General features: G+C 38.4%; 10 protein-coding genes and 1 other RNA gene. 6 read left to right on the forward strand and 5 right to left on the reverse strand.

Annotated elements, in window-relative coordinates; genetic code table 11:
• Positions 1 to 3: 3 nt before the first annotated feature.
• Together BLW60_RS00160 and BLW60_RS00165 are read right to left on the reverse strand one after the other, a co-directional pair.
• Positions 4 to 1,860 (reverse strand): ABC transporter ATP-binding protein, encoded by a 1,857-nt coding sequence (locus BLW60_RS00160; protein WP_074713902.1) that lies wholly within the window; start codon positions 1,858 to 1,860, stop codon positions 4 to 6.
• Between the two features lie 64 nt (positions 1,861 to 1,924).
• Positions 1,925 to 2,779, reverse strand: coding sequence for a TPM domain-containing protein (locus BLW60_RS00165; RefSeq protein ID WP_074713903.1), 855 nt, complete (start codon positions 2,777 to 2,779; stop codon positions 1,925 to 1,927).
• A 111-nt stretch (positions 2,780 to 2,890) separates the two neighbouring features.
• Here BLW60_RS00165 and BLW60_RS00170 point away from each other — a divergent pair, with 111 nt between their 5' ends.
• From BLW60_RS00170 to BLW60_RS00180, 3 genes are all read left to right on the forward strand, one after another.
• The gene (locus BLW60_RS00170; RefSeq protein ID WP_074713904.1) at positions 2,891 to 3,712 is read left to right on the forward strand and encodes a DNA-3-methyladenine glycosylase family protein; all 822 of its coding nucleotides are present in this window, start codon (positions 2,891 to 2,893) and stop codon (positions 3,710 to 3,712) included.
• A 50-nt stretch (positions 3,713 to 3,762) separates the two neighbouring features.
• Positions 3,763 to 4,014: a hypothetical protein gene (locus BLW60_RS00175; RefSeq protein ID WP_074713905.1), complete on the forward strand. Its 252-nt coding sequence runs from the start codon at positions 3,763 to 3,765 to the stop codon at positions 4,012 to 4,014.
• Between the two features lie 94 nt (positions 4,015 to 4,108).
• Positions 4,109 to 4,972: an AraC family transcriptional regulator gene (locus BLW60_RS00180; protein WP_074713906.1), complete on the forward strand. Its 864-nt coding sequence runs from the start codon at positions 4,109 to 4,111 to the stop codon at positions 4,970 to 4,972.
• Positions 4,973 to 5,009: 37 nt separating this feature from the next.
• On the opposite strand, the gene rnpB is transcribed toward BLW60_RS00180, so the two are convergent.
• From rnpB to BLW60_RS00195, 3 genes are all read right to left on the reverse strand, one after another.
• An RNA gene (rnpB, locus tag BLW60_RS00185) (RNase P RNA component class A) lies at positions 5,010 to 5,356 on the reverse strand.
• Positions 5,357 to 5,388: 32 nt separating this feature from the next.
• Entirely contained in the window at positions 5,389 to 6,852 is a 1,464-nt protein-coding gene (locus tag BLW60_RS00190; RefSeq protein ID WP_074713907.1) for a PH domain-containing protein, read from the reverse strand.
• Positions 6,842 to 7,294, reverse strand: coding sequence for a hypothetical protein (locus BLW60_RS00195; protein ID WP_074713908.1), 453 nt, complete (start codon positions 7,292 to 7,294; stop codon positions 6,842 to 6,844). Before BLW60_RS00195 ends, BLW60_RS00190 begins: the two co-directional genes overlap by 11 nt.
• Before the next feature lie 115 nt (positions 7,295 to 7,409).
• On the opposite strand from BLW60_RS00195, the gene BLW60_RS00200 reads away from it, so the two are divergent.
• The 3 genes from BLW60_RS00200 (at position 7,410) to BLW60_RS00215 (ending at position 13,041) form a co-directional block, all read left to right on the forward strand.
• A complete protein-coding gene (locus BLW60_RS00200; protein WP_074714431.1) occupies positions 7,410 to 8,663 on the forward strand; it encodes an alanine/glycine:cation symporter family protein in 1,254 nt (417 codons plus the stop codon).
• A 550-nt stretch (positions 8,664 to 9,213) separates the two neighbouring features.
• Entirely contained in the window at positions 9,214 to 11,046 is a 1,833-nt protein-coding gene (locus BLW60_RS00210) for a ribonuclease J (protein ID WP_074713910.1), read from the forward strand.
• A gap of 21 nt (positions 11,047 to 11,067) precedes the next feature.
• The gene (locus BLW60_RS00215) at positions 11,068 to 13,041 is read left to right on the forward strand and encodes a DHH family phosphoesterase (protein WP_074713911.1); all 1,974 of its coding nucleotides are present in this window, start codon (positions 11,068 to 11,070) and stop codon (positions 13,039 to 13,041) included.
• Positions 13,042 to 13,053 lie beyond the last annotated feature (12 nt).

Here is a 13,053-nt window from a genome sequence, read left to right on the forward strand (position 1 = left end):
AAGTTAATCTTCACCTTCCGTATATTCAAAACGTTCTGCACCTGTTTCAGCTTTACTGAACTGAGTTTTATAGAGCTCTGTATAGACTCCACCACGGTTTACAAGCTCACTGTGTGTACCTCTTTCTGTGATAATACCGTCCTTTATGACGAGTATCTCATCTGCTGCAAGTATAGTTGACAGTCTATGAGCGATAAGAATACTCGTTCGTGAAGAAATAAGAGGCTCGATAGCGTCCTGTATCTTTTGTTCGGATATTGAATCAAGTGCCGAAGTAGCCTCATCAAATATCATAAGCGCAGGATCTTTCAGCAAAACTCGCGCAATTGAAATACGCTGTTTTTCGCCGCCCGAAAGCTTTAAACCACGGTTGCCTACAACAGTATCAAGACCGTTTTCCTGTTTCTGTACAAATTCATATATATTAGCCTGTTTGCAAGCATTTATAAGCTCATCTTCTGTTGCATCGGGCTTTGCATACAAAAGATTTTCACGAATTGTTCCGTTAAAAAGATAGGTTTCCTGACTTACTATGCCTATATGGCTGCGCAAATATGCAAGATCAAGCTTTCTGACGTCCGTACCGTCAAACAGTACACTGCCTGCCGTAACATCATAAAGACGCGGAATAAGATTTACAAGTGTACTTTTTCCTGAACCTGACGGACCTACAACTGCTATACACTTACCGCTGTCAAGCGAAAAATTGATATCACTGAGTATCTGACGCTCTTTATCATAATAAAAACCAACGTTTTTAAACTCGACTTTTCCCTCGGGCGGAGCAGAGGGAGTTATAGCGTCGGGAGCATTCTCTATCTCAACAGGCATATCATAATATTCAAAAATACGTGTGAACATCGCCATCGAACGTATCCAGTCGACCTGTATGTTGAGAAGCTGATTTACAGGACCGTACATTTTGCCGAGAAGTGCAACAAGTACAGTAATATCACCTACCGTAAGCTCAGAATCAAACTTCATCATAAGTATTCCGCCTGCAAGGTAGATAAGCATCGGTCCGATACTCGAAAAAGTTGTAAGAGCTACTCTGAACCAGCGTCCTGCCATGCCTTCGCGTATATTGAGCTTTATCATTCGGCGGTTTACATTTTCATACTTCTCGTATTCTGTCTTTTCCATGCCGAAAAGCTTTACAAGCAGCTGACCGCTTACTGACATAGTCTCATTCAGGATACCATTGATCTCATCGCTGCAAGCCTGTGATTCTTTAGTTATAGACCACCTTGTCTTTCCTGCACTTCTTGTCGGGATAGCAAACAACGGTACAACAAGTATTCCGACTATTGCAAGTATCCAGTTTTGTCTGAACATTACTATCATGGCTACGATAAGCGTGATAGAATTTGAAAGTATACTTGTAAGTGTATTTGTTATTATCTGCTGAACTCCAGAAATATCGCTTGTCATACGTGTTATTATATCGCCCTGATTATTAGAGGTGAAAAACCTCTGGGACATTTTTTGCAGATGCAGATACATTTTATTGCGCATATCATAAGTTATATGCTGTGCTATCCATGTGTTCATGTAACTTTCAAGTACACCTATAAGATTTGCACCGAGAGTTACAACAAGAGATAAAACAATAAAAAATATAAGCTTTTTAAGGCTTCTGCCTATAAGTCCTTCATCAATTATCTTACCGGTGAGAACTGACGGCAAAAGAGTCAGGATCGAAGAAATGACAATGGCAATAAGTACTATCACCATTTGTTTCCAATAAGGCTTTAAATATGAAAATATTCTTTTCAGCAGTTGTTTTGTGACTTTAGGTCTGTTTTTCTTTTCTTCATCAGTAAGATATCCCATTCCTCTGGGACCTCCTATAGGCGGCATAACGTATCAGCTCCTTCTAAAAATGATATATGATCATGTAATAATTGTAGTTCAGTACTATGGCTTATTTTAAAGCTTCAAGAATTTTGTTGACAGCTCCGTAGTTATCCCCCTTTGAAGATAATGCATTAGCATCTTTAAGTGCTTTTTCAATATCAGTAGAGATCTTTTCAGACGAATGAACGATCACTTTTCCTGATATCGTATCAAGCATAAACATTATGCCCTTATCATTCTTATATTTGCGGTCGTAATACTGCTGAAGTATCTGTTCATTAGACGTTTCAGAACCGTTATGTGAAGCAAGCAGTGTAACATCTTCTTTACATGAACCGAGCGATTTTTCGATCTTGTTCAGCTGGTCAAAATCAAATATCTGAGCATTGTCGATAATGTGTGTAGGACAAAGCTCGCCGAGCTGCAAAAGGCGCAATATCGCAGAACGATAATCGCCCTTGAATACTTCTTTTGTTTCCCAATAAACAGCATTATTCTCCTCTTTATCGGATATATTAGAGAGACAAGCACCTGATCTGAATACAGAATCATATTTTGTATCATTATTTATAAGAATAACAAGACCGCTTCCCTTTCCTTCGTAAAGCTTATTGTATTCTTCGGCAGCGTAATCATATGGATATTTGCCTTCAAGATCATTTACTGTTATAACGGCTGTATTTATAAGCTTCTCTTTATAGAGCCAGCCTGCATAGTCATTGCAGGCTTTTAATGTTTCTGCATCAAGGATACCTGCCCTGTCAAAAACATAAGTACCTTCAGCAGTTTCAACGTCACGCTCTGTAAAAGGCTGACTTGTTGCTTCTACACGGCTTTCTTTTGTGTCACTTTTTGATGAACACCCATTAAAAAACATACCTATAGCAGCTGCTAAAATTATGGAAGATAAAAATTTTTTCAAAAAAATCATTCCTTGCTATTGTATTCTCTATTATATTTTAGTATAATTTAAATGAAAAATCAAGTATAAGATTTTTGTTTAGATATATAACTATATTTAAAGGAGAAAAATATGGATTACAGGATACAGGGAAACGATATTATCGTTTACGAACCCGATCTTGATCTTGATGAGACTCTTGACTGCGGACAGGCTTTCCGCTGGAAGAAGATACCGTCTGATCATATATGTACATATGAGGGAGCTTTCATTAATGATAAGCTCACTGTTTCACAGAATGACAAAGGAAGTTTTATTTTTCATAATACCGATGAAAATGATTTTGTTTCAAAATGGATAAACTACTTCGACTTTGAGACAGATTATTCCGAGTTAAAAAAGACTTTTTCGGAAGATGAGACTCTTTCAAAAGCTTGTAAATTTGCAGGCGGTATTCGTCTGCTAAGGCAGGATAGCTGGGAGTGCCTAATTTCCTTTATTATTTCCCAGAACAACAATATACCAAGAATTAAAGGTATAATAGACAGGCTTTGCGAAAATTATCACGGCAGATTTCCTGACTGTGAAAAGCTTTCAGCTGAAACACCTGACTCCTTATCATACCTGCGCAGCGGTTTCAGAGCGAAATACATCGCTGATGCAGCATCAAAAGTTGCAAACGGTATCATTGACCTTTCAGCTATATCAAAAATGCCTATAGATGAAGCAAGAAGTGCTTTGAAACAAATAAAAGGCGTAGGGCCAAAGGTGGCAGAATGTGTTCTTCTGTTTGGTATGTACAGAACGGAAGCATTCCCAATAGATGTATGGATAAAAAGAGTTCTTGCAGAATATTATCCAAACGGATTTCCCGAATTTGCAAAAAAAGATGCAGGTATAGCTCAGCAGTATCTGTTCCATTATATCCGCAGTATTTCCAAGCAAAGTGAATAAACTCTTTTTTTCAGCCAATACTTTCGGTAAATATTTTCATCGGAGGTACTATGATAAAAGGCGTAAATAAGAAAATAATAGAGATCAATAATCCTGACAGTCTGTATTTTGAGAAAGCTGTTCTCTATGTAAAACCAAATGTAACGATATTGCCCGAAGCAATATCCCAAAAGGAAGCTCAGCGCATTTTATCCGCTCTTATTCCAGACAAACAAGAAAAAAAGCATTTGTCAAAATACAGAAAAAAGCTTGTGCTCATAGGAATGATATTAATTATCATCGCTTTGCTTTTTTTGAAATAAAAACAGTTATTTCCAAGCGGATATTGATTTATATGTTACTTCGTGATATAATATTAGTACAATATTGCTCTGTTATTGAAAAGGATGTGCTTACGTGGAAAAAGTTGAAAATAAAATATTCAGTAGCAAGCTTTCCAAAAGAATAATTTGTACGCCAAGTCCATCTGCAAAGAATACTTTCTTTTATATACAGGAAGTTGGCTTTGCTAAAACTGAAGATGCTGCTGCGATACAAAGGCAAGCTCTTGAATCATTTCTTATTGTTGCAGTTATAAGCGGTAAAGGCGAACTTTCTATAGGCGGTGAAAACTTCCAGCTCGTAAAGGGCGATTGCTTCTTTATAGACTGCAGATCTCCTTTTTTCTACAAAAGCTCGGACAGAGATCCCTGGGAGCTTCTGTGGATACATTTTAACGGCGGTACTTCTCAGCAGTACTATGATTACTTTATTTCCCAGTCAAAAAATGTTTTCAGACCTGCTTTTTTTGACAAAGTCGTTTCTGCAATAACTGATATTCTGGAAGTTAATGAGAAAAAAGAACCTGATGCTGAGATCGTTACGTCCAAATATATCGTTGATATACTCACACTTGCACTTTCTGTAAATATAACAGATCAGCAATATGATTCCGCCCTTAAACAGAAGCTTGCAGCAGTCAATAACTATATTGACGATCATTTTACGGAAGATCTTTCTTTGGAGAAGCTTTCATCGCAGTTCTACATAAGCAAATACTACCTTACAAGAGAATACAAAAGGATATACGGTAAAACTATATTCCAGCATATCATCAATGCACGTATAAATTACGGAAAAAAACTTCTCCGTTTTTCTGATAAATCAGTGGAAGAAATAGCTCATCTTTGCGGATTTAACGATCAAAGCTACTTCGCAAGACAGTTTAAAAAGGCGGAAAACCTCACCTGCTTCTCATACAGAAAAATGTGGAGAGATTAATATACATAAATAAAAAAGAGAGCATACGCTCTCTTTTTTTGTGACCAGACCGATAAGCCGGGTTCTGTCGTGTGCGGTAATTTATCTACGCTTATCGTCGCCGATAAGCTGAAGCCGTCATTACTTATTATCCGCCGAGCAGACGTTAAGATAACAAGCACCAATAGACGTTGCATCGAATAGGGTTTACATAGCAGTACTGTCTCCAGCACTCTGGTGAGCTCTTACCTCGCCTTTCCACCATCACCGTCAATATGACGGCAGTATATCTCTGTTGCACTTGCCCTAAGGTCGCCCTCGGCTGCCGTTAGCAGCTATCCTGCTCTGTGATGCCCGGACTTTCCTCATAAACTAAAACGTTTCCGCTACCGCATAGTCTACTCACTTGATTATGATATCATTTTTTGCATCAAAAGTCAAGCACTAACTTTATTTCCAAGTTCATACCCGAGCTTTTTTGCGATTTTACGTACTTCATCAGCATTCATAGCTTTTATCTTAAATCTCCTGTGTTCCTCTCCCTCAAACCATATGCTCATTGCACATCGTCCGCTCATTGCCTGCAACAAATTCTGCTCAAGTTCGATTTTGATTATTTTGTCTTTTTCCGATACAACCGTATGAAATCTCGTCCATACTGAGCAGCGGATCATTATTTTATCCTCATATAAAGCAACACCGCTGGTCATTAAAGCAGTAAATTTCACTATTATGAACCATACGGAAGGTATTTCAAGCATTACTGCAATAAAAAAAGAAAGCTCGGCAAAACGAGGGAACAACTCTGCTATCCAATCATGTGACGGTATAATAAGAGCTGTGACCAACAGCGGTATAAGCAGATATGAGCCTATTCCCGCAGGCTGAGCACAGTAATCGTTTTTTATTCCGCTGTATATTCCTATCACGTTAAGGTCGTTACTGAGATTTTTCTCAAATTTTACTGGCAAAAGCACAGGAAGTCTGTTTTTTGATGCTCCATATCCCGGACAATTGATATTTACCGCAACTGCACCAAACATTTTCATAATAAGATTTTGTCTAAGGTCGGTATAATTGATATGTGAAGTTTTTATGCGATATTCCTTCCTGTTAAGAATACCATAACCGATCTTCATGTATTTCTTATCACATTCTATAACAAATCTGCCATATCTGAAAAGATTCACCAGAAACGACAAAAACCATGATACAATGAAGAAAACACCTATAAACAACGCAGCTGTAGGAATTTTCAATACAAGTTTTTCTGATATTTTAGCTGTTTCTTCCGTTAGGAGATTAAGAGATCTGCTGATAATATTATATGCAATATCTCCGCCTTTAAAGAAAAATGTAGCAACATAAATAGTACCTGAGAATCCGCTGGAGAAAAAAATCGAAAAAAGAAGTACTGATAGCATATTTATCTGCGGCAGTCCTTCTATTTTTTTCTTTTCATTGATATCAGGCATATGAAGCATTATTGCATCAAACGCTTTCTTTCCGACAATAAGCTTCATGTCAACTGTCTTGAATATTCCTGCACGGGTATCACAGCGAAACCGCACCGCTTTTAACGGAACGAGATAAAAAGGCTGTTCTACCGTCGAAGAACTGATATTCTTGTATGGAATATACGTATTGACTCTGACAAATACTCCGTCACGGTGGACGATCTCCTCGCTTGTGAAGTCTATCCGTGAAAAGAACCACCTGACAAAGCCAAAAACAAGAATAGCTCCGAGTACGGCAATATCAAACCATGCGCCTTTCACCCAGCTGTAGAACCAGTCTTTATCAAAATGGTATGTGTATATACCGCGCATAAGAGGAAATACAAGGAGCCAGATGTTCTTGAAGGAGTATTTCAGCATCTTTATTGGGTGTTCATGGTACATGCCTGTCACCCCTTATGTTAATAGTACCTGAGAGCCTGATTATTTCTTTGGCATCAGCCTGTTTCAGGAAAAGCAGTCTGAGCTGTCCGCCGTAAACAAAGAATATTATAAAATTAAATCCCGTATACTGTGAAAAAGTGCTGCTTATAACTGTTGTATACTGAACTGAGGAATATCTTACCGATTGATGTACTTTTATAAAAACGCCACTGCTTTTTATTACTTCGCTTTTTGTTGCAATATAGCTTATTGACGAAAAATAAAGGGGCAAATGAATAAACATCTCAAAGCAAGCGACTGCTATCGTACCAAGAGTTATGAAAAATACTACATTTTCCATTGGCAGAAAGTACCTTGCTGCCGCAATAATAATAACAGCTATCGCAGTAATAATAAGACGCAATGTGCTGAGACAGTGTCTGTCAGGTACATATTGTTTCATTCTCCTCCCCCTTTCATAGTATATTTTTATTATAACACAAATATCATTTAATGTAAAAGGAAAATTAAAAACAAATTGTAAACTTTAACGCATAAAACAGGAGAAAATGATACATATGCTCGAAAGAATAAATGGTCTGATATGGGGAAAAGGACTTGTCTTTATGCTTCTGCTTATCGGCATAGTATATACCGTAAAATTAAAAGCTGTCCAGTTCAGATTGATCCCATACATTATAAAAAGTACTCGCAGCAAAGAAATAAGGAAAAATCAGTTCAAAACACTTTGTATGTCTCTTGGCACAGCAATGGGAACAGGCAATATTACAGGAGTTGCATCAGCTATTACGATCGGCGGAGCAGGTGCTGTATTCTGGATGTGGATCTCAGCCTTTTTCGGTATGGCAATAGTATACGCCGAAAACTCACTTTCTTCGATATACAGCGACAAAAATACAAAAGGACCTATGGCATATCTGTCTAAAGGTATCGGAAGCCGAAAACTTGCAAAACTATTTGCCTTCTGCTGTCTGCTGGCATCATTTGGAATGGGTGGAATGGTACAGGCTAATGCTATGTCCGAAAGTGTAACAAACTGTACAGGGATCAGTAAGTTTCATTTATCAATTATAGCATTTATAATCGTTTTTACTGTAGTTCGAGGCGGAGCTAAAAGAATTGAGAAAGCCGCACAGATTTTTCTTCCGTTCGCAACCATTCTATATGCTGTAATATGTATTTTTGTTCTGTACCGAACACGTTCTGAGCTTTCAAACGTTTTTCTAAGTATATTCAGAGAAGCATTCGGTATCAGCAAATGTGTAGGCGGAATTACAGGATATAGTATATCTAAAGCTATTTCAGCTGGCATAAGACGCGGTGTATTCTCAAATGAAGCAGGACTGGGAAGTTCTCCTATCCTTCACAGCACGTCTGACAACTGTAAAAATGTAGAACTTCAAGGAATGTGCAGTATGCTTGAAGTTTTTATAGATACTATGATTTGCTGTACTCTCACCGCTCTCACAGTTCTTTCTGCGTCCAAAAACAATACAGTTGAAGAAGCTTTCCATATTTTTTTAGGCGATAATTCATGCTATTTTATCGCTGTATTAATGACAACATTTGCTTTTTGTACTATCATCGGCTGGTATTATTGCGGAGAAACAGCATTTGTATTTCTAAACAATAAATTATCAAAAAAAATATTTTCCTTCGTATTTTCGCTGGTTACCGCTGTCGGAATAATTATTAAAGCAGACAAAGCATGGACTATATCCGATATTTTTAACGGATTAATGGCTTTTGTTAACATTGTAGGACTTATTCTGCTGATAAACAAGGTGGAAAGAATAAAACGATCTAATTAGGTCAATAACTAATATTAGCGTTTGTTTAAATATACGGAGATTATACAGCATATAATAATTATCTAATACCACAATAAATTCAACCGAATATAAAAATTTATATATTTTGCCAAATGTTGTTTTAAAAGGCTTTTTGCTATTGACATAAGCATTTGGTTTTTGTATAATTATAGTGTGAATAATTTTGTCTGCTCATTTTTAAGCAGTACGTTTATATATATTTATCAAGGCTTTTATGGCGAAAAATCGTCATTAAGATATAAAACCGCAGGGCGATTAGCGGTATATTTTGCTTCGGAAATATAATATTAAATTGGTCACATATTTTCATCAGGTTTGGCTCAGATATTAACGAGTCTGTACGTTCGCCTGTTTGTATGTGGTCAGTCTTTTTATCGCCGATTTTAGCCATTGTTGTATTCATTTTTAAGCAGCATGGCATATAACGGATAGTTTTTGTCTAATCCATTCCGAAGCTTTCTACATATCTTTAAAGCTTTCGCAGCGTTCATGCGGAAGTTTTCCCTATTTTTGAAAGCGAGGTCATATAGTGAACGAAAAGGAAAAAAATACAAAGGCGAAGCAGAATTCAGCAGCTGCGCCTAAGAGAACCTACAGAAAAAGAACATCTGCGAAAGAGAAAACAGTGACTGAAAAAAAGGTAAAGGCTGAACCAACTGCTGCTGCCAAGCCGAAAGCAGGCAGAAAGCCTAAGGAAGTCAAAAAGACTCCTGTAAAAATAATACCTCTCGGAGGTCTTAACGAGATCGGTAAAAATATGACCGTATTTGAATGTTCAAATGATATTTTCATTCTTGACTGCGGACTCGCCTTTCCTGATGCCGATATGCCTGGTGTTGACATTGTAATACCAGATTTCACTTATGTTGAACGCAACAAGGAAAAGATCAGAGGTATCGTTATAACTCACGGTCATGAGGATCATATTGGCGGACTTGCCTACCTTCTTAAAAAAATCAACGTTCCTGTATACGCTACACGTCTTACTATCGGACTTATCGAGGGTAAACTCAAGGAACAGGGACTTTACGGAAAGGTCAACCTTAACATCGTAGAGCCAAAGAAAACAGTAAAAATGGGCTGTATGGCTGTTGAATTCATAAAAGTCAACCATTCTATCCCTGACTCAGTAGGTATGGCTATCCATACTCCTGCCGGTGTTATCGTTCATACAGGCGATTTCAAGGTAGATTATTCCCCTATTGACGGCAAAATAATTGATCTTGCAAGATTTGGTGAGCTCGGAAGCCGCGGAGTCCTTGCACTTATGGCTGATTCGACAAATGCCGAGCGTCCGGGCTATACACACTCAGAGCGAACTGTAGGTGAATCTTTCGATAAGCTATTCCAGAAGGGCGAAGGAAAACGTATAATCATCGCTACCTTCTCTTCAAATATCCACCGTGTTCAGCAGATCGTCAACTGCGCTGAAAGATACGGCAGAAAAGTCGCTGTATTCGGCAGAAGCATGGTAAATGTTATAAATACTGCTATTGAACTGGGATATCTTGATGTTCCCGATGGTATATTCATTGACATAGAAATGATGAACCGATATGAGAGTGAAAAAATCGTTCTTATAACCACTGGAAGTCAGGGCGAACCTATGTCAGCTCTCACCAGAATGGCTATGAACGACCATAAAAAGGTAAATATTACCCCTATGGACTTCATTATCATATCTGCAACTCCTATTCCAGGCAATGAAAAGTTTGTTACAAGAGTTGTAAATGAACTGATGAAATCAGGTGCTGAGGTCGTTTATGAGGCTATGTACGAAGTTCACGTTTCAGGTCACGCCTGTCAGGAAGAACTTAAACTCATGCAGGCTCTGACAAAACCGAAATTCTTTATCCCTGTTCACGGTGAATACAAACATCTCAAAAAACACGCTGACCTTGCAAAGCAAATGGGACTCCCCAATGAAAATGTAATTATTGCTGAGATAGGCAACGTTATAGAAACTGATGGCAATTCAATGAAGATCGTATCTCAGGTCCCTGCAGGACGAGTTCTTGTAGACGGACTTGGTGTCGGCGATGTTGGCTCTATTGTCCTCAGAGACAGAAAGCATCTTGCACAGGACGGTCTTATCATAATCGTTATTGGAATTGAAAGAAGCACAAATGAGATAGTTGCAGGTCCAGATATCATATCAAGAGGATTTGTATATGTCCGTGAGTCAGAAGAACTTATGGAAGAAGCAAAGGGACTTCTCACCGATACCCTCGCTAACTGCTCTGCAAGCGAATTAAGAGAGTGGAATTCCCTCAAGGGCAAGCTTCGTGACGCACTTTCTGATTATATTTATCAGAAAACAAAGCGCAGTCCTATGATACTTCCTATAATTATGGAGACATGATTTTCCGAAAGGAGATTTAAGTTGAAAAATAAATTTCCGGCAGTTTTGCTGACTCTTCATTTGCTTGCACTCGGAGCTTTGACGAGTACATTTCTGCTGATAGACCACAACGATAAAGTCATTAATATAGTTCTTATTTCAGCTGTGGCATTTATCTTTGCTTGTATTGTCTATACTATCATTTACTCACGGAACGCAATGCGGCGAATATCAAAAATGAATCAGCACCTTGAAAGCTCGGCTGCCGAATTCATGAATTCACTTCCTGCACCTGTTGCTGTTATAGATGATAATAAAAAATTTGTATGGTACAATCAGATCTTTGCTGAAAAGATCGGTCTCGGACAAGATGTATACGGACATGACTTTGAAGGATTTGTAAAGATAGACCTTGAGTCGCTGATAGCTAACGGCTCTGCACTCTGTCCTTTGAATGGCTGTATCTATAATGTTACAACTGAAAAGTTCACAAAAAAAGATATGTCTTTTCTTGTCCTCTATTTCCACGATGATACGAGTTATTATAGTATAAAGAAAAATATGGATGAATCTCATCCAAATGTTGTTGTCATTACGATCGACAATTACGACGATATAATGCAGAACGCTAAAGAAAGTGAAAAGGCTCAGACTTCGGTCGAGACAGAAAAGCTCATCGAAAACTTTATGAGCACAACGAACGGCTTTATAAAAAAGACTTCTGCAAATACTTTCTTTGCTGTTCTGGAAAATCGTCACCTTAAAGAAGTTATTGACGGTAAATTCAAGCTTCTTGATGCTGCAAGAAACATCAAAATTGCAGGAAAATACCCTCTCACCTTCTCTATCGGCGTAGGTCAGGGAGCTTCTTCCCTTTCCGAAAGTGAAAAGATCGCGCGTCAGTGTCTTGATATGGCACTGGGCAGAGGCGGAGATCAGGCTGTTGTTAAAACAGAGAGCGGATACAGATTTTTTGGCGGAGTTTCAAAAGGCGTTGAAAAGCGTTCACGTTCAAAGACAAGGATCATCGCAAACGCTCTTCAGGATCTGATAATGAGCTCTGAAAGAGTATTTATTATGGGACACCGTTTCGGTGATCTTGATTCTGTAGGAGCTGCCTGCGGACTTGCAGGTGCTGTGTCGATATTCGGCAAAGAAGCGTATATAGCAGTTGACCGCACTAAAAATCTCGCTTCCAATCTCATTGATACTATTGATGCAGAAACGGACTGCGGTCTGTTCATAACTCCTGCTGAAGCTGAAAGCATGATAGGTGTCAATGATATCCTCATTATTGTAGATACTCATAATAGGGATTATGTTGAAAGCCGTGTACTTTACGAAAAAGCTCATTCTGTAGTTGTAGTTGATCATCACAGAAAAACTGTCAATTTCATTGATGATGCTGTTATCTTCCACCATGAGCCATATGCTTCATCAGCTTCCGAAATGGTAACAGAAATAATCCAGTACTTCAATTATAATTCCGATGAAAAGATCGCAAGCTGCCATGCAGATGCTCTTCTTGCAGGAATAATGCTCGATACCAAGAATTTTGTAATGCGAACAGGTGTCAGAACGTTTGAAGCAGCTGCTTTTCTGAAAAAACTTGGTGCAGATACAGTAGCTGTAAAGCTCCTCTTCTCAAATTCAATAGACTCTTACAGAAGAAAAACTCAGATAGTAGCATCTGCAAAGATACATAATCACTGTGCAATCGCAGCAGCTGATTTTGAGTCAGACGATATCAGATTAGTTGCACCTCAGGCAGCAGACGAATTACTTAGCATAACCGATGTTGACGCATCGTTTGTGATCTACAGAACAGCAAACACTATTAATATTTCTGCGCGCTCACTGGGAGCCCTCAACGTCCAGATAATAATGGAACAGCTCGGTGGAGGCGGTCATCAGACAATGGCAGCTACTCAGCTTGAAAACGTTGAGATCGCAGATGCAGTAAAAGCACTTATTTATGCTATTGACGACTGTCGTAAAAACAGTTCGGAATCATAAAAAGAAAGGTCG

The organism is Ruminococcus flavefaciens (assembly GCF_900108555.1).
In the GTDB taxonomy this organism is placed as follows: domain Bacteria; phylum Bacillota; class Clostridia; order Oscillospirales; family Ruminococcaceae; genus Ruminococcus; species Ruminococcus flavefaciens_P.